This is a genomic window from Grimontia celer (assembly GCF_900055185.1).
Classification (GTDB): Bacteria; Pseudomonadota; Gammaproteobacteria; order Enterobacterales; family Vibrionaceae; genus Enterovibrio; species Enterovibrio celer.
Genome location: NZ_FIZX01000002.1, coordinates 383,045 through 401,820 on the forward strand (window position 1 = coordinate 383,045; position 18,776 = coordinate 401,820).

At 50.4% G+C, this 18,776-nt stretch carries 13 protein-coding genes; 4 read left to right on the forward strand and 9 right to left on the reverse strand.

All coding sequences use genetic code 11. From position 1 onward, the window contains the following. Positions 1-149 precede the first annotated feature (149 nt). Positions 150-2,189 carry a sensor histidine kinase gene (locus GCE9029_RS11940; RefSeq protein ID WP_062663483.1) on the reverse strand — a complete coding sequence of 680 codons (2,040 nt, stop codon included), beginning with the start codon at positions 2,187-2,189 and terminating at the stop codon, positions 150-152. 108 nt (positions 2,190-2,297) lie between these two features. Here GCE9029_RS11940 and GCE9029_RS11945 point away from each other — a divergent pair, with 108 nt between their 5' ends. The 4 genes from GCE9029_RS11945 to GCE9029_RS11960 all read left to right on the forward strand — a co-directional run bounded on the left by GCE9029_RS11945 (position 2,298) and on the right by GCE9029_RS11960 (position 7,987). Next, positions 2,298-3,653: a sigma-54-dependent transcriptional regulator gene (locus tag GCE9029_RS11945; protein ID WP_062663484.1), complete on the forward strand. Its 1,356-nt coding sequence runs from the start codon at positions 2,298-2,300 to the stop codon at positions 3,651-3,653. A 268-nt stretch (positions 3,654-3,921) separates the two neighbouring features. Further along, positions 3,922-4,926 carry a TAXI family TRAP transporter solute-binding subunit gene (locus GCE9029_RS11950; RefSeq protein ID WP_062663485.1) on the forward strand — a complete coding sequence of 335 codons (1,005 nt, stop codon included), beginning with the start codon at positions 3,922-3,924 and terminating at the stop codon, positions 4,924-4,926. A gap of 105 nt (positions 4,927-5,031) precedes the next feature. Continuing rightward, positions 5,032-7,152, forward strand: coding sequence for a TRAP transporter permease (locus GCE9029_RS11955; RefSeq protein ID WP_062663486.1), 2,121 nt, complete (start codon positions 5,032-5,034; stop codon positions 7,150-7,152). A gap of 397 nt (positions 7,153-7,549) precedes the next feature. Then, positions 7,550-7,987, forward strand: a complete 438-nt coding sequence (locus tag GCE9029_RS11960; protein ID WP_231870089.1) for a DUF4399 domain-containing protein — start codon at positions 7,550-7,552, stop codon at positions 7,985-7,987. 74 nt (positions 7,988-8,061) lie between these two features. On the opposite strand, the gene GCE9029_RS11965 is transcribed toward GCE9029_RS11960, so the two are convergent. The 8 genes from GCE9029_RS11965 to glmS form a co-directional block, all read right to left on the reverse strand. After that, on the reverse strand, positions 8,062-8,718 hold the full coding sequence (locus tag GCE9029_RS11965) for a sugar transferase (protein ID WP_157487809.1): 657 nt from the start codon (positions 8,716-8,718) through the stop codon (positions 8,062-8,064). Positions 8,719-8,740: 22 nt separating this feature from the next. Further along, the gene (locus tag GCE9029_RS11970; RefSeq protein WP_062663487.1) at positions 8,741-9,919 is read right to left on the reverse strand and encodes a glycosyltransferase family 2 protein; all 1,179 of its coding nucleotides are present in this window, start codon (positions 9,917-9,919) and stop codon (positions 8,741-8,743) included. Next, complete coding sequence (locus tag GCE9029_RS11975; RefSeq protein ID WP_062663488.1) at positions 9,909-10,991, reverse strand: glycosyltransferase; 1,083 nt, start codon at positions 10,989-10,991, stop codon at positions 9,909-9,911. Before GCE9029_RS11975 ends, GCE9029_RS11970 begins: the two co-directional genes overlap by 11 nt. 168 nt (positions 10,992-11,159) lie before the next feature. Then, entirely contained in the window at positions 11,160-13,523 is a 2,364-nt protein-coding gene (locus GCE9029_RS11980) for a hypothetical protein (protein WP_231870090.1), read from the reverse strand. Between the two features lie 11 nt (positions 13,524-13,534). Then, the gene (locus GCE9029_RS11985; RefSeq protein WP_062663489.1) at positions 13,535-15,013 is read right to left on the reverse strand and encodes a GumC family protein; all 1,479 of its coding nucleotides are present in this window, start codon (positions 15,011-15,013) and stop codon (positions 13,535-13,537) included. After that, the gene (locus tag GCE9029_RS11990; protein ID WP_062663490.1) at positions 15,010-16,134 is read right to left on the reverse strand and encodes a glycosyltransferase; all 1,125 of its coding nucleotides are present in this window, start codon (positions 16,132-16,134) and stop codon (positions 15,010-15,012) included. The genes GCE9029_RS11985 and GCE9029_RS11990 overlap by 4 nt, the downstream gene beginning before the upstream one ends. Then, positions 16,131-16,853 carry an acyltransferase gene (locus GCE9029_RS11995; RefSeq protein ID WP_062663491.1) on the reverse strand — a complete coding sequence of 241 codons (723 nt, stop codon included), beginning with the start codon at positions 16,851-16,853 and terminating at the stop codon, positions 16,131-16,133. The genes GCE9029_RS11990 and GCE9029_RS11995 overlap by 4 nt, the downstream gene beginning before the upstream one ends. Positions 16,854-16,858: 5 nt before the next feature. Further along, on the reverse strand, positions 16,859-18,682 hold the full coding sequence (glmS, locus tag GCE9029_RS12000; RefSeq protein ID WP_062663492.1) for a glutamine--fructose-6-phosphate transaminase (isomerizing): 1,824 nt from the start codon (positions 18,680-18,682) through the stop codon (positions 16,859-16,861). Between the last annotated feature and the right edge of the window lie 94 nt (positions 18,683-18,776).

Genomic DNA, 18,776 nt, shown 5'->3' on the forward strand with positions numbered 1-18,776 from the left:
TCCCATTTCTAAGTGAATTCGCTGTGTTTTCAGCAAACTCATACACTGGAAATATTATTGGATTTTATAAATAAGTCAAAGCTAAATTAGTGAAAAATGAAATAATGGGTGTGGATATTTCTGGATGTGGTTTATTGGCCTGGTTTGTCTTATCTCGTTTGGAAAATTAGCTCAAAATCCATTCCGCCACTAGTGTTCTTTCTGGCGGAGATACTGCCTTCCATGTCCCGCATATTGTTGGCACAAATAGAAAGACCCAAGCCTAAACCCTTACCGATTTTTTTGCTGGTGGTGAAAGGTTCAAACAAGGCTTCCATGGCATCCTCTTCCACACCGATACCATTGTCTGACAGAGTGACAATGACCGATGACGCCTCTGCAACAACTGAGATGATGAGGTGGGGCTGGGCAGTATTTGCCATTGCATCACAAGCGTTGGAAATCAGGTTGCCCAATACCTGTCTGAGGCGCTGTTCCTCTGCCAATATGCTTGGCGTGTTTTCCGGTAAACGAACTCTTACGTTCACGCGAACCAGAGGCTGTTGATAGATGCGTAAGACTTCCTCCAACACATTTGGGAGCGTAATGGCATCGAGTTTGTCCGGTTTGTTATAAGCGAAGGTTTTAAGCTGGGTAGTCATATCGACCATGCGTTCAATGAGCTTATCAATCAGCAAGTTGTTCGAGAGGATTTTCTCGCCCTCACCCCGTTCGAATAACACGCTGTTGGTTGTGACCAGCGTGCGAAGTCCAGTGAGTGGTTGGTTCAGCTCATGGGCAATCGCGCTCGACATTCTGCCCATCGCGGCCATTTTACTGGACTCTATCAATTGAGCCTGCGCTTCATGTAGCTCTTCCGTTCGCTCCTCTACGCGCTGTGCTAAAAGCGTGTTGGCTTCAAACAGGGCTTCTTCGGCCTTCTTCCGCTTGGTGATATCCAGCAGCGTTGCAAGATAGAAATGGCGATCATGAAAAGGGAATGCCGTAAGTGAAACCAAGGCGGGAAAGGTGCTGCCATCATGCCTTTTCGCAAGGCTTTCCTGCGCATTGATCTTGATGTCTTCAATCACTTTTTTGTACTGATCAAACAGCAACACGATGGGGGAGTGCCTGTCCTCAATCAGTTGTGAAATCTTGATATCCGGGTTGGGCTCGCTAGTAAAGCCAAACATGCTGATAGCCATGGCATTGATATCAACGACTTGCCCTTTTTCATCGAGCAATAAGAGGCCGACCTGGGTCTTATTGATCATCTGATTGAGCTTTTGTTCTGACTCTTCAATCAGCGCCTGAATACGGCGCTGGCTCAGGTTTTTCTGGTGGCGCTGATAACTGATTACCCCCAACAGGAATAACAACAAAAAAAGCATGGCAACACTCCAGCCAGCCGCCGCGGCGTTTCTTTCCACCGAGCTGATAGGGGTGAGATAACTTAGCTGCCATTTCAAGTCGTCCAGTTGAATGGTCTGGGCAAAATAACGAGTGCGGTCAAGCTGCCAGACGCGGATTGTGTCTCCTTGCCACAGGCTGGATACCTTAGTTTGGATATCTATATCGCCATCGTTCAACGCATCGGCGGAAAACTTGTCGCTACTGGAAAGGAAAAATTGCCCTTCCGGATTTTGCAGCAACATGATGTCGAAGCTCGCGAGCCATTGGTCGGTCAGCAGGCGTAAATCAAGTTGTACAACAACAATACCGACAATATTCAGCTCGCTGAAAATGGGTGATGAAAGGTAGTAGAAAGGGCTCACCCCTTTGGTTTTGCGTACCATGGATGTGCCTTCGCCGAGGGCATGGACATCGCGCACAATCGCATTCAAATCCTGACTGGTGATGTAATCACCATCCACACTGGAAGCCAGCACTTTGCCCTGATCAGACAGTATGTACCAACCTTTGGTATTGGCTGCTTTGTCGAGTTGACTGAGTGTGCTTTCAACCTCGTCAGTGATTGAGGCGTCACCCAAGGTTAAAGCAACTACGTCAGGATTGTTATTGAGCAAATAGGGGAGATGATAGAAGCGCAGCAAGGCATGGCGAATCTCAGCGATGGCGTTGAGCAAATCCTGCTGTGCGGAATGTTGAGCTTGCACGGTCAGCCATTGGCGTGCAGTTTCTCTGCCACCCCAGAAAAACACTGACACCAAGATCAGTGAAATACCGATAAGACTCCATTTACGGCGCATAGCAAGATTCCATTTGCTGGTTTCGTTTCCCTTAAAAGGTTGAGTATATTAATTATAAGAGCGCTTGTCCGATGGGTGGAGCATAGCGCGATCTGAGAGCAGAGGGATATGGAAACAACGCAGAGTGCAAGGATTGCCCTGATTGAAGACGACGAAATCGTCAGGCAGGCAACTACTCAGTGGCTGCAATTGGCAGGCTTTGATGTGGTTGAGTTTGGCTTGGGGAATGAGGCTTTCGACGTGATTCAGCATCAGGCATTTGACGCGATTATCAGCGATGTCAGATTGCCGGACATTGATGGCATCATGCTGTTAGAAAAGCTTATCGACAGTGGTGTGAGTGCACCGGTACTAATCATTACTGGTCACGGCGATGTCGATATGGCCGTGAAAGCTTTGCACCTCGGCGCGTTTGATTTTATCGAAAAACCCTTTCAGCCAGACAGGTTATCGAGTCGTGTTTCTCAAGCGGTTGAGCAATTCCGTGCACAAACCTCGACCCAGCTTCGTGGAGAGTACCTTGCAAGTCTCTCGGGGCTGGAAAAAGTGCTGGTCGGTCAAAGCGAGGTGATGAAGCGACTTCGCGAACAGGTTGCGCGGATCGCGCTTATCGACACCAATGTGATCATTTATGGCGAAACCGGATGTGGTAAAGAGTTGGTCGCCAACAGTTTGCACAAGGGAAGCGGCAGAAAATCTCATCAGTTTGTGCCCATCAATTGCGGAGCCATCCCGGAAAACCTGTTTGAAAGCGAGCTTTTTGGCCATGAAGCGGGAGCTTTTACGGGCGCTGCGAAAAAACGTATTGGTAAGCTGGAATATGCTGACAAGGGCACTCTGTTTCTCGATGAAATAGAAAGTATGCCTGCGGCCATGCAGGTCAAAGTGCTGCGCAGCTTGCAGGAAAACACCGTCGAACGGGTCGGCGGCAACAAGCAAATCAATATCGATCTTCGTGTCGTGGCAGCTGCCAAAGAAGATCTGCGCGAGCATCCTGAGTTCCGGCAAGATCTCTATTACCGCCTGAACGTAGCGCAAATCTATATCCCGCCGCTTCGCGAACGCGGAGAAGACATCCTCACGCTATTCGAGCACTTCGCCAAGGAGTCCAATCGAAATGCGAGATCAGTCAGTGATGCAGATAAGAAAGCCATGATGTCCTATGGCTGGCCGGGAAACGTGCGTGAGCTTCGTAATGTCGCTACGCGTTTCGCACTCGACAACACCATGTCCGTGTTGGAAATTCTTTCGAACCGGCCTGTCGCATCCAGCGAACCCAACAGCACGGGTGTGCCTTTGGCAGTACAACTGCATAACTTTGAGCGAAAGGTGTTGGAAGAGGCGCTGACCCGACATCAAGGACGGATCAATGACGTGATGCAGGAACTGGATTTACCCCGCCGTACACTGAACCAGAAAATGCAGAAGTTTGGTTTGAACCGCTCAGATTTCACCGATCCCTAAGGCTAAAATGAAATGGCGATATGCATCGGCACATTTTTGCTTATCGCCATCCGATGATTCTCCTAACCCCCTACCAATACTGGAATTCCACTATAAGCAAAATCTTGCCGATGGGTTTTTCCTCCAATCAGCAGGATTTTGCTCATTTCTCTCTCTGGCTTTCAAATAATTAAATAAAATCAGATGGATAAAATCTGGCATCCGCTTTGCTCTTACTGAATTCAAGTAACAAATTATTAACATGGAACGCAGTAAACAGGAGTGAAGTATGAAACTGAAAAAGATGCTGGCAGCAATGGCCATCGTGGCTTCAATGGGCGCAAGCGCGAATGTCGTGGCGGAAGAGAGAAGCTATATTCTCGCGACGGCTTCAACTGGTGGCACTTACTACCCGGTAGGTGTTGCGCTGGCGACACTGAGTAAGGTGAAGCTGGGGCCTAAATATCAATTATCCCTTTCCGCGATTAGCTCTGCCGGTTCGGGTGAAAACGTTAAGTTGCTGAACGAGAACGAAGCCCAGTTTGCGATTTTACAAGGGCTTTATGGCGCGTGGGCTTGGCAGGGGTCAGGTCCATACAAGGGCGTGAAGCAAGATGACATTCGCGCCGTTTCCATGCTCTGGCAAAATGTTGAGCATTTTATTGTGCGTTCTGAGCTGGCAGAAACCGGCACGGTGGCGGATTTGTCGAAACTGGACGGTAAGAAGTTCTCGATTGGCAAAAAGAACTCAGGGACAGAGAATTCAGGCCGCCACATTATGAGCGAGCTTTCTATCTCTCCGGACAACTTTCATCTTGCGTTTATGGGCTACGGTGCGAGTGCCAATGCGCTGCAAAACGGCACCATTGAAGGAATGAATACTCCCGCAGGCGTGCCAGTAGGCGCGGTTACTCAGGCATTTGCTGCCATGGGCGATGACTTGAAGATCCTTTCTTTTACGGATGATCAAATCAAGCAGGTCAACAGCACCTATAACCTTTGGACAGCTTACGAAATTCCCGCCAACACCTATCCCGGTCTGGATAAACCAATCACCACGGTCGCCCAGCCTAACTTCCTCGCTGTGCGCGACGATGTGTCCGATGACGATGTTTATCAACTGACCAAAGCCATCTATGAGAATCTGCCTTTCCTCCAGGGCATTCATAAAGCCACCAAAGCCATGGCGATTGAAAAAGCGATTGCTGGTCTCCCGGTGCCGTTGCATCCAGGTGCCGTGCGTTATTACGAAGAAGTGGGTATCGACATTCCCGCAGAGTTGAAAACGCAATAAGCCCTTTTTCCCTAATTGGGAGATTGAAAACGACAGACAGCCCTGATTTAGGGCTGTCTAGCAAGAGAGTAGTAACGCTCCTCGAAAGGAGTGCTGGAGTCAATCATGACGGATGCTGTAAACAAAGAGCTCGAAAAATTCGAGCTGCCTAATCGCATCGATATTCCCTGGGTGAACTTGACCATTACCGTTTTGGCGGTGGCCTTATCCTGCGTTCACATCTGGTTTAATACTTTATCGACTTGGTCGGAACTTTGGGTTTCGGCTACCCACTTTGCCGGGTTTTCGGTGATTTGCGTGCTGTGGTTTCCCGCCGCCAATCACCTGAAATACAACAAAATCGCTTTGGTAATAGACCTATGGATTGCTATTGCAGCGGTCGCTTGTCTGCTTTATATCCCCTACGCCGAAGACGCCCTTTATGAGCGCGGCGTGAAGTTTGTGGCGAGCGATTGGGTATTCGCCACGATAGCCATCCTGATTGCGATGGAACTGGTACGCCGAACCATGGGCTGGTTTATCCCCATGCTCATCGCGGTGTGTCTGAGCTATGTGGTGTTGTGGGGGCAGTGGATGCCCGGCGTGTTCCATTTCCCGGGTTTGAGCTTGGAAACGGTGTTGTATCGAAGCTTCTTCTCATCTGAGGGTATGTTTGGCCCTATTTCCCGCATCAGTTGGAGTTACGTCTTCATGTTCATCCTGTTCGGTGCATTTCTGGTGAGATCCGGTGTGGGTGACTTTATCGTTCGTCTATCAAAAGCTGCTGCAGGGAAAATCATCGGTGGGCCAGGTTTTATCGCGGTATTGGGCTCGGGCTTGATGGGTTCTGTGTCGGGTTCGAGCGTGGCAAACACCGTCTCGACAGGTGTTATCACGATCCCTTTGATGAAAAAAGCGGGCTTTCCGGCGCGGTTTGCTGCAGGGGTCGAAGCGGCAGCATCCACGGGTGGGCAGTTGATGCCGCCTGTGATGGGTGCCGGCGCATTCATCATGGCGTCTTATACCCAAATCCCTTACGTCGATATCATTGCAGTTTCCTTTATGCCAGCGCTGATCTACTTCCTCTCCGTGGCCTTTTTTGTTCGCATTGAAGCCAAGCGCAGTAATGTTCAGAAAGTATCGGAAGACGAAGAGTCTGTTCTGGGTGTGCTTATTTCAGGCTGGCACAACCTTATTCCACTCGCAGTGCTGGTGTTTCTGCTTATCCAAGGGTTCACACCGACTTATGCTGCGGGCATTTCCATTCTTTCTGTGATTGCAGCCAGTTGGCTCTCGAAAGATAACAAGATGGGACCCAGTGCTGTGACCGAAGCATTGGCGTTAGGAGCCAAGAACATGGCTCCAACGGCGATTTTGCTTGTTGGTATTGGCTTAGTGGTTAACGTTATCAGCACGACAGGCATTGGTAATACCTTCTCACTAATGATTGATGGCTGGGCCGGCGGTAACCTGCTGGTGATGTTGCTTCTGATCGCGCTGGCTTCTTTGATCCTAGGGATGGGATTGCCAGTGACGGCAGCTTATATTGTGCTTGGTACATTGTCCGCACCCGCGCTTTATACCTTGCTGGCAGAAAACCAATTGATTGATCTGATTGTCGCTGGCGAGTTGCCTGAACAAGCGAAGGCCATATTTATGTTGGCGGGGCCGGAAATCTTTGAATCGCTGAGCGCGGCGATGTCAGTAGAGCAAGCCAAAGAGCTGCTGACGCTGGTGCCACCGGATTTCAAAGAAACACTGATGGAACAGGCATTAGGCGTCGAAGCTGTCGGTCTGGCTTTGCTCTCTGCGCACCTGATTATATTCTGGCTGTCGCAAGACAGTAACGTCACGCCGCCTGTCTGTCTCACGGCCTTTGCTGCGGCGACCATCGCACGCACGCCACCAATGAGGACGGGACTGACGGCATGGAAGATCGCGAAAGGGCTTTATATTGTGCCGCTTCTGATTGCCTACAGTTCGCTAGTGAGTTGGGACTTCACAGAAGTCTTGGTGGTAGGCATTTTTGCTATCTTCGGGACCTATGCACTTATTGGTGCCTTGGAAGGGTATCTGGAAGGGGCATTAAACTATTTGCTTCGATTAGTATTGGTTGTCGCGGCAGTAGTGATGGTCTGGCCGGGCTTACCACTTTGGATGAGGTTACTCGGTGTGATGACTTTCCTAGCACTCTTTATCTACAGTGGTCGAAAGGTTCCGGCTCAGACTGTAGCGTCATCCCACTAATGTCTTTTTTCATCTGTCATCTGGTTTAGGCATCTAGCCTAAACCAGATGTTTTTCCCTGCAGTCCCAAATCCTGACACCTTTTGTCAGCAAATTTTGCTCATGATTGTTTTAGGTTTGTGCTAGGGGCTGTTGACCTTTGGTGGTTAAATTTTGTTCTAGCCCTAAACACTTTAGGCGCGGCGAGGTGTGTGTCGCCTCACTCTAAGCAAATACACCTCAACAAAGCATAAAACGTTTAGGGCAGAACCCTTTGGGCAGCGTTTGTGGGGACTTTCTGCTGCGTTATCGGCTTCTCATGTAGGCGAGCTACACATCGACGCCTCTGCCTTGCATAAAATCCCCACAAACTGCTGCAAAAATCATCACCAAAGGTCAACAGCCCCTAAGGGTTATTCATGAAAAGTGACAGCTTTATGGTGCTATGTGTCATGTCGATGCTGCTTGCATTTGCACTTCTTGGCACATTGGCAAGCGCTGCGACACCTTCGCCGCCGAATGCGCGGGTCTTCTTTATCACTCCACAAGATGGTGAGGTGGTCCCGCAGACCTTCGAGGTTAAATTCGGGTTGGAGGGCATGCGCTTGGCAAAAGCGGGTGAGAGAGTACCCAATTCAGGACATCATCACCTTTTGATCAACATTGATTCATTGGTGGATTTTTCGCTGCCCTTGCCAGCAACGAACAATATTTTGCATTTTGGAGGAGGGCAAACTGAGACGACACTGACGCTACCAAGGGGAAAGCACACGCTGCAATTACTCTTGGGTGATCACCTCCATATTCCTCATGTTAAGCCAGTCATTTCCCAGAAAATCACCATCACGGTGAGATAAAAAAGCGCAGACTCCGGTGGTGGAATTTCGGGAGCCTGCGCAAAAGTGCAGTGGAAACTTACGTTGATTGTTTCTTACTGGCCGCGGCCACACACCATTACAACCAGGGTGCGGAAGATGATGTAGCAGTCCATTCTCAGCCAGCTCATTGGTGAAGACAGTGACAACGCGTAAGAGTGGTCGAAGCCGACTTTTGAGCGAACGTCTTCAATACAGGTGTCATAGCCTTGGTTAACCTGAGCAAGACCTGTGATACCCGGAGTCACACCGTAAGTGCGGTCGGCAAAGTAAGGAATAGCAGTTTCCAGTTTTTGGTAGAAACCTGGGCGCTCTGGACGTGGACCAATCAGTGCCATGTCACCCGCCAGCACATTCAGAAACTGTGGCAGTTCATCAAGACGGGTTTTGCGCAGGAAACGGCCTACACGGGTCACGCGAGGGTCTTCTTTCGCCGCCCAAGCTGCGCCGCCAGCTTCTGCGTCAGTGCGCATGGTACGGAACTTAATCATGTTAAAAATCAGGCTGCGGTCTGGCAGTGAACGGCCAATGCGCATCTGGCTGAAGAAAACAGGGCCTGGGCTGTCGAGCTTGATAGCAAGCGCAATCAAAGGAAACAGCGGCAGTGTGAGTGCCAGACCGATAAGAGAGCAAACAATGTCCATCCCGCGCTTCGCTTTTGCAGTGATGGGATTGATGTCCATTTGCGCGTTGAGATTCATGTTCAGGTTCATGATGATCGTCCTCTTCCTAAATTTATTTGTCAGACGTGACACGCTGCCAACGTCCTTTCTCTAATCCGGTGATGTAGCGCAAGCTACCAATCAGGTTCGCAGTATGACCGGTTACCAAATAGTTGAGCGCTTTGCTGATCTTGTTGCTTGGCTGAAAACCAAAGAGTTGGTAAATCGCCACGGTACTGTAGATAGCAACCTGCCCAGCGGCAGCTGCCATAAAAAACAGGTTGGTTGGTGCCAGATAAACGCTGCCTGCTAAGGCGGTCAACATCAGGAATGGCATTAACACTCGCAGGGCCTTGCCTGAAGCAAAGGTAAACGCTACGCCGCGGTGACTTGGGTGTAGACACTCAAACAGGCGGAACAGTTGTTGGCAGTTACCCGCACCAATGCGCAGGCGACGACGAAAGTCTTGAGAGTGACTAGATGCTTCCAGTTCAACGGCACGGATATCTTCCAACACATCAGCACGGTAGCCTTGTGCCACGACCTTCATGGGCAGGATGAAATCGTCGTTGATGGTATCCAGTGCCAGTGGTTGGAACAGCTCGCGGCGAATGAAGTAGAGTGCGCCATGAGCACCAAGCGCCGAGCCCACTTGCGCTTCGTTTCGTTGAATTTTGTTTTGGTAGTTCCAATATTGCTGCTCTTCTTCGCTGGGGCTGAGGAAACAGTAACGGCTGTTTACGACACCAACTTCTTTCGATTGAAAGCGCTTTGCAGCCAAACGCAATGCGTCATAGGAGATCAGCGCTGAGATATCACTCATTGCTACCAAATCACTGTGAATTGTCGCCATCGCTTTGTTTAGCACAGCCACCTTTCCATGATTGTCGAGGTACTCAATAACGCGAACGTTTAGGTGACGACATACCATCTCTTTCGATGCTCTGCGGGCAATCTGGGCGGTGTCATCAGTGCAGCCATCACATGCGACAACCACTTCCAGTTTGTGTGCTGGGTAATCCAGCATTGCTAGATTACGGATTTTCTCCGCAATCCACTGAGCTTCGTTGTAAGCCGGCATCAGGACAGTGATGGTCGGCAGCTCAGTGTCCTTAGTCTGCGCGATGTCTTTCGCTGCAGTTTGAGGGGTACAGCGCACCAGCATTTTCAGCAGTAGGGGATAGCCGAGGTGATGGTAAATAACCAACGCAATGCTGGTGGCTGTGAGCCAGAAAATCAGTTCATACGCCATAACACAAGCCCTCCGTCAGTGAGTCATATGCCTTGGCCATTTTTCTTACATCGGCGTGGGACATCACGAAGTCGCGTGGTGTGTGAAGGCGGCTTTCGTAAAGGAACGGCAGGATTTTCTCAGCCATTGCTTCCGGGTCACCCGCTTTCAACACCAAGCCTGTTTGGGGGCAAAGTGTTTCGACTGCGCCGCCAACATCCGTTACGGCTGTTGGAATGCCACAAGATTGTGCTTCTAAAGGTGCGAGAGGGAAGCCTTCGTTGAATGACGGCAGGCAGAACAGGTCAAGGGACTGATAAAACATCGGCATGTTCTCGACATGTCCGAGGAAATGAACACGGTGGTCGATAGCCAGTCGCTCTGCTTGTGCTTTCAGCGCGCTTTCCAGCGAACCGGAACCTGCAATCACTAGGTGATAATGGGCAGGAAGATCAGCCATGGCTTCGATAAGTATGCTGTGGCCCTTCACTTCTTCCAATCGGCCGCTTGCGCCAATCAGTTTCACACCAGAGGGCAGGTTCAGTGCGTTTCTCGCTTTAAACTTGTCACCCGGAATAAAGCGCGAGGTATCGATACCATTTTTGATGACTTTGAGCTGATGAATACCCGGTAAGTCCATCATGCCTTGCGCGACAATGTCGGCATCTGCAACTTCAACCGGATTCGCGACCAGAGAAACAATACGATGCAGCAGACGGTGGCGTTTATCGTTGTAGTGCCAGGCGTCATGCTCCGTGTGCATGTGGGCGATGCCGTTCAGGCGAGAAGCAAGGCCACCGTAGAAGAATGGGCCGATGTGGTGTGTATGAACCACGTCTGCTTTAAGCTCGCTCAGTAGATTGCGCAGTTGCTTCACCAGCGCAAAAGAAAGGCCGGGTTGCTTGTCCAGGAAAATGAGTTGGTTCTTGTAAGCTTCAAGTCGAGGCCACGCTGCAATAGCAGATTCCATGTCTCCTTCCAGGCTCACAATCTTCATGTTGTGGCGGAATGTGGAGAAATTCATCAGCTCTAGCGCCATGACTTCGAGGCCGCCGGGTCTGAGATGTTGAACTACCTGCACAATGGTTTTCATGGTTTACCCCAGTTCGATTTTGTCGTTCGAAATGTTGCTGTTGATAACCACTAAGCACAGTGTGTGCCAACATATGAAATAATTTTAGTGTTCTGTTTTTTATAGAAAAATCCCAGCGGTGTATTCGCTGGGATGATGGGTTTCTCATTCTGAGAATCGCTCTGACAGTCAGCGGGCGAGATCCATGATCTTGTTTCGCCATGTATCCATTGTGCGGGTATCGACCTCTCGCATGCGATTCCACTTATCCGGGAGCTCCTGTTTTAAAGAAGCCAGAAGCAATCTGGCGTTCGAATCAGATTTTGCTGTCTCTTCTAACCAAAGTATCCACCTGTAGTCAACAATACCTTCCATGATTTCATACAAATCGGTATGAATATCGGGCTCTTCCGGGCAAGGGTTCGCAGAAGGATAGAGCATTTGTACATCAAACTCGCGACCGTCTGTCGGGTCAAATGGGTCAGCAGTCGGCATACGTCCATGCCATTTCAAAAAGCCATCCGCGCCGGAATGCCAAAGGTAATAACCTGAAGCTGCTCGTGGGTTGGGCAGGTTATAAAGCCAAACCTCGCGGTCATCTTTCTGGGTTTCTTTGACTTGATCGACATTGATGCCAAAGCCGTCATTCACCAGCACCAAGTCAAACATCGGTAGATATTCTTTGTCATGGTCGCTGTTCAGGTGCCCCGCCAGTTTGGCGTCCGGCGCCAGCATAGAAAAGCTCTGGTACATTTCTTTGAACAAATCAACGTTCCCCGGGTTACTAGGCTCATCAGCAATCGACCAGTAAGGGGTGGGCTGTAATCGCTGCTTGTAGCGGCTTTCTATGTCTGCCACCACATTGGCTGCGTTACCGACGCCAATGGACTGACTGAGGCGTTTGGCGGGTGCATAGGCCATGGCGGAAGTGAATCCGAGCATATTGAGATTGTCGGAAAGTGCATCAAACTCCTTTTGTGTGTCTTCATTGTGGGGTGTAGCAAAAGGTGGAGAGATGCCAGTCAGCCCAAGTTTTCGGAGGAATTTCAAATCGCAAACCATTGCCATGTCGCCGATGGCAGTAAGCTCTTTGAACCAACCAAACTGAACCTGTTTCTCAAGGTATATCCCAACGGGCTTTTCGAGCGCTGGCAGGGAGACATCCAGTACAGACACATTGAAAGGGGCTTTGAGTATTTTCCCTTGCAGTATCACCTGTACTTCACCTTGGTAGTCGCCGGGTGCCTGAGCTTCAGGCACATCGACACGCACCATGAGTCGCCTTGGCAGCGCAACGCCCTGATTTTCCGGCATCAGGCCGTGGCGAAGGTAATTGTCGTTTGGCGCTAGCAGTGTGGATGAAAGATGAGTACGGGTGAGCTGCCATTGGCTCCAATGCCAACTGGCCGATAGACGACCTTTTTCCTGACTAGGTTGTTTGAGCATCACCATGGGCGCTCCTGGGAGGTTGCCTTGCTCAAACTCCATGGGGATAAGAACAGAGGTCCCAGGTGCGGCAGAAACAGTCTTTTCCTTTGTGCTGAGTTTTGGCTGTCCTGTTGGCCATTTAGTCCACGCTGCAACAGGCCAGTTTCTGTCCCACCATAGCTTTCTTTGTCGCGTAAGCATTTCCAAAACTAATGGATTGTCTGCTGGTTCAGCCAAAATACCACTGACAAACTGCGCATCTGGGCTGTCTCCTTTGAGTGTGACCTTCACGGGCTTGCCGGTACTTTTTATATCAAAAGTGACGCGGTCACTTTTTCTGGCGCCGAAATGGTCCCAACTGCTGCTCTCGGGCGATACCTTAATTTCCCGAAGGCCGAGGTAAACATTATCAATCCAGTTTTTTGGAGACAGGTTTTGTCGGTAAACAGCTTTGCCATCCACAAGGATTTCGCGTTTCAAAGGGTGGGGCAGAAATTCCCATTCTCCGGCATCCCGAAGCCAAAGGGTGACTTGCCAATTTCCAGCAGGTAGCGGAAGAGTTAGGGTGTCGATGCCACGTATCCCGTCAAAAGTCAGCGCATCGGCGGCTTGCATTCGGGTGCTTCTGTCAATGGGGTGGATAGAGCGCCCGGTAACCATTGGCGAGTTGGGTGTTAGCGGTTGGAAGCCCGGCCAGATAGCGCTGCCAGAAGGCCCTAAGTCCCATGCAAAAATGTTCTTCCCAAGTGGCTTGGGCGTCATGACCCGCGCACCAGTCAGGGCAAAACCACGTTCTGCCCGGCCGGGGAATATGATGATTTGCTGAAGACTTTTGAGATCTAAAGATCTCCCGCCTGGGGTTCTTAAACTGGCGAAAGGCACTTCAATGTTGAACTCACCCGGTGGGATAACGCGTTCAATATTGGCACGGTCGGCGTAGCCGGGGTTTTTAGTGTCGTCCGCACGGATGACTGCGATGGCATCAGTGTTGGAAAGGTTGTTGCCTGAAACCACCAGCATACTGGTAACAGAGACGTCGCCGATGTCAGATTTATCAAGACGAATCTCAGCCATCACTAACGACGGACAAAACAAGGCCAAAGCAAGTATCCAATGCTTCATCATCTTATCTCCGTTTATTTTGCTTCTATGACTTTTCCTTCTTTGGGTGCGCCAAGTGCCGGGCGCTCCTGTTTCACAAAGGGAATGCGGGTTAGGACGGGGGCGCCAGTGATAGATTCCAGAGTATTAATGCGGCGAATGGTGGTATCGGTGAGCTCCATAAGCACTGCCAGACCACTGCCAAGGAAAATGCCACCAACCATGCCTGCAATGGCAAACACAATAATGGGCAGGTTGCTTGGGGTGCTGGGTGAATAGGGGCGGTCGATGATCTTAATACGTTTATCTTGCTCGAACACACCGAGTGAACTGGTGAGACGTGCTTTTTCCTGACGCTCCAACAGCTCTTCGAACAACATGCGTTTCACCTGAAGGTCGCGTTCCAACTTGCGGATCTGCTGCTCTTTCTCGCCAGACATATTGGTCTTTTCTTCCAACTGCAGAATCATTTTGCGTAGGCTGGCGGTTTCTTCTTCCAGTGTTTCTACTTTACTGCGCGCTTCCTGCAGGTTTTCAAGTTGGGAAATCAGCAAAGGCTGGGATTCGCTGTCACCATTCATGCGAGCACTGCTGGCAATGTCCCAGAGCTGGGCGGTGTCAATCGTTTGTTGGGTAGATTCAACCAGTTGAGCACGCTGCTCTTCCAGACGGCGAAGATTTCGGAGTGCGCCTTGAACCAGACTGTGTTGGTCGGTATAGCGGGCTTTCAGTAAAGCCAATTCACTGCGAATCTTCACGATCTGATCTTCAATGCTGCCGATCACTGGGTTGGTGCTGGAGAGTTGTTGATCAAGACCACCTAGGCTTTTTTGCGCGCCTGCCATTTCAGCTTCTTTTTCTGAAAGGCGCTGTTTGAGTTGTTCAATGCGTGCATAGTTGGCAACCTGAAGTTCAGGTAAGCCATCTGCATGTTTGCTACGGAAGTCAGACAACGCAGCTTCTGCATCATCGAGTTCTTCACGGCGTTTGTTGATGTGTTCGGAAAGGAAGAAGCTGGAATCTTTCATCGATGAGCGCTCGGGGGCCAACAGCTCTTCGACCACATAGTCGCTGACGGTTTCGAGCGTTTCTTTCATCCCTTCAGGATCGTTTGAGCGGTAATCAATCCTGATTACGTCTTTACCAATGGTGACCATATTCAGGCCATTGGATAGCTGGGCGATAACCTCATCGAGTTTCTGGGGAGAATCGTCTTCCTTTACGTAGCCACGTTCTACGGCAACCTTCCCTAAAATATGTCGGCTATGCAGCAGGGTTTGCAGTCCACTGAAACGCTCTTTCATCTGAGCAGATATCGCCAGATCTTCGAGAAAGGGATTCATCTTAGAGGTTTCCTGGATCAGCATGCTGGTGTGGGAGATGTACTGCTTAGGGCTCAACAAGCCGATCGCAATGCCCATCAAAGGGAATATCAGGATAGGCATGATGATTACGTAACGGCGACGCCATGCGCCATCAAGCAAGATCAGGAATTTGTAGGTCAGGGTGTTCATAGCGCATCCAGCCAGTCAGCTAACTTTTCAGCACGCGCATCCCAAGTGTGAGGGCTGACTGCCGCTTGCTGGTGTGAGTTGTTTTGTTTTTGACCCTCACGTTTCAGTGCTGAAATCATTTCGTCCACATTGTTAACGATAGACACATATCCACGATATTCATTAACTGCTGGAAAAGGTGTGCTGATAACCGGGCGACCTGTAGCGAGATATTCGCGCAATTTTAGCGGGTTGCATGCCTGAATTTGACCATTGTCCGTAAAGGGTAAAAGGCTTGCCGACCAATGCTGGCTGTAACCCGGCAGTTCGTGATGAGGGCGTGGGCCCATCAGCGTAACGTTGTTGTGTTTGGCGAGCGTTTTGGCCTCTTCGCAGGCATGGCCGATGAAAACGAAATTCCAGTTTGGCAGTGCCTCGATAGTTTTGTGCAGCATCGGATAATCCAGCCACTCTGACAGCGAACCATAAAACCCTGCGATAGGTTTGCCGTCATTCGGTAAATCTTTTGCGCGTGGTGTTGGTGTAGAAAACAACGAGTAATCAACGCCATGTGGCAGCAAACGGGTACGAATGGCAGGGAAGCGGGTATAAAGGGTTTCGCTGGCCGCTAAAATCAAGTCGGCTTTGTGGATCAATTCATTTTCCCGTTCAGCAACAGTCGAATGGTCGACACCTGCAAGTTTTGAAAAATCATCGCCGCAGTAATACACCACAGAAGAAGCGCCCAATTTGTCTGATACATCTACTGCAGTTGGCAGTGATGTCCATAGAATCGGGTTGTTGAGCTTGGCTTTCTCAATGATAGGTAGAAGCTGGCTCATCAACATATTTGAAGCGATTTTTCGGCCAAAGCGGGTTCTCGGTGCTGGCAAAGTAGATGGATTCACCAGCGTAAAATTGTCTGGTAATGCCGCTTCACATTTGGTGTTTGTGGCAACGGACTTTGCAGTCAGCTTGCGCCACGCGCGGCGAACATCGTTCATGGTCAGGGTTGGGCGGCGCAGTCCAATGGAATTTACCCACACCACTTTGCGTTGTTCAGACAGACGACGGATAAGGTGTTGGGTGCTGGAAGGTAAGCCGCCCCAGTCTTCGCCGAAAACAATCAGATCGCGGTTCATCGTTTCATCTCCTCATCCGTGAGTGGACGTATCACTTTGGCAGGAACACCGCCCGCAACTACAAAGGGGGGTAAGCTATTAGTGACAACACTGCCCGCCGCTACAATGGTGCCTTGACCAATGGTGACGCCTGCCATCACAGACACACCGGTTGCCAACCAAACATCGCGCTCAAGAATGACATCACCAACCTGGCTATCCAGTTCCGGTAAACCTGCGGCACGGTCTTCTGCATTCAGTGGGTGGCCAGGGTAGCCCGCGATAAAGGCGCGCCCTGCGATACGCACGTTATCTCCAATCACGACTTTCGAACCAACAGCGATGGTGGTTTGCCATCCAATATCAATATTGCTGCCAATAATGAGTTCGGGTTGTTCGGCACTGCAGGTACGGCCCGAGAACGTTGATTGGCCTGAGACCCGGCAGTTGTCACCCATAGAAATGGAAACTGGACCGCTGACAAAAGGCATTCCGCCGTAAAGGTATAAACCGCGACCCACATGCTGTAAGCGACCTTTAAACACTGGCGTCCACCACAGAGCACGGGTCAGATTTTCCCATATGGCACTGACTAATTTGGTCAGTTTATAAAGAGGCACCACAATCAACTTGGGTGCTGGCATGCTCGCTTGGAGCGCGCCTTTGATGACTTGGAACAAGCCACGAGCGATTGGGCTCGGGCTGTTCTTTAACCAATGTCGGGTCGCTTGCATGTTCATGGCGATTACTCCACGGTCACTGATTTCGCGAGGTTGCGAGGCTGGTCAACGTCGGTGCCTTTCAGAACAGCAACGTGATATGCCAGCAACTGCAATGGCAGGGTATAGAGCACTGGCATCATCACTGGGTCGCAATCGGGCATTTCAATCGCGTGAGTGATGTGCTCAGAAGCGAGTTCAATCCCTTCGTGATTGCTGATAAGAATGACCTTGGCACCGCGGGCTGCTACTTCACGGAGATTCGACAGAGTTTTGCTCATCATCGGACCCGGAGGCGCTACCAGCACCACTGGCATAGCTTCGTCAATCAGCGCGATAGGGCCGTGTTTGAGCTCGCCGGCTGGGTAAGCTTCTGCATGGATATAACTGATCTCTTTCAGTTTCAATGCGCCTTCCTGTGCCAGAGGGAAACCTGTTCCTCGACCCAGGAACAAGGTGTGTTCCGATTGCACCAGTGAAGAGGCGATAGATTTCATTGATGCCAATTGGTCAATCACGTTTGAAAGGCCAACAGGCAGGGTGAAGAGCTCTTTGATAGCGGCTTTCTCAGCGGCAATATCCAGTCGGCCACTTGCTTTCGCCATGCGAAGTGCCATCAACAGCAGTACCATCAACTGACCGGTGAAGGCTTTGGTTGAAGCCACGCCGATTTCTGCGCCAGCCAAGGTGCGCAAGAAGCTGTCACTTTCCGCTGCCATAGTGCTGGTGTCCACGTTCAGCAGAGAAATACAGGACAGGCCTTGCTCCTTGGTGTAACGCAGGGCAGCCAGTGTATCTGCAGTCTCACCTGACTGACTGATAAACAGCGACAAGGTGTTCGGTGAAAGCGGTGACTCACGGTAGCGATACTCTGAAGCGACGTCCGCTTCTACAGGAATCGCGGCGTATTTTTCGAACCAGGTGCGGGCAACCATACCTGCATAGTAGGAAGTGCCACACGCGACGATAGATAGGCGGTCAAAGCGCTCAAGATTCGCCGGGAACATTTCGTCTTTTAACGTGAAAGAGGCGTTATCACAGTAGTGGTTAAGGGTGTTGCGAACCACTTCTGGCTGCTGGTGGATTTCTTTGAGCATGTAGTGGCGATAGCCTTGCTTGCCTTGGTCATGTTCAGAGACCTGCAAGGCTTTCATTTCTCGGTGAGTCACTTCACCAGCGTTGTTGGTTATGCTCATCTCGTTCACACGGACTTTCGCCACATCACCATCTTCCAGCATGCAAAGGTTGCGGGCCACGCTTGCCATTGCAATTGCATCAGAGGCAATGAAATGACCGGTGGCACCCTGACCGATAACCAGGGGGCTACCTAGGCGGGCTGCGTAAACTGTGTCTGATTCCGAAGCGAAAATCACTGCGATACCAAAGCTGCCTTCTAGCATCGCCATAGCTTCGCGAAGTGCTACTTCCGGCGTCATGCCTTTGTCCAGATTGCGGGTGATAAGCAGTGGAATGCACTCGCTGTCGGTTTCGCTGTTAAAACGATAACCGTCGCTTTCCAAATCTGCTTTCAGCAAACTGTAATTTTCAATAATACCATTGTGTACCACGGCGACTTTTGGCGTCATGTGTGGATGGGCATTGGTTTCAGATGGCGCGCCGTGGGTCGCCCAGCGTGTATGGGCGATGCCGACAAAGCCTTCCAAAGGTTGTTCTTTCAAGAGGGAGCTTAGTGCTTCCAGCTTGCCTGGTGCGCGGCGGCGTTGAAGACCGCTGTGTTGTGCAATAACCAAACCACTTGAGTCATATCCACGGTATGACAGGGCACGAAGTCCACCTACTAATGCTGAAGTGACTGACGTTTCTGAAACAGCTGCGAAAATCCCACACATAGTTTTTCTCCTTGGTTTTCTTTTCCGCTCTGATAGAGCGCCTTTTCCCAAGAAGAGAGCACTAACCGTGCCAAGATGTAATATTCATAATTTT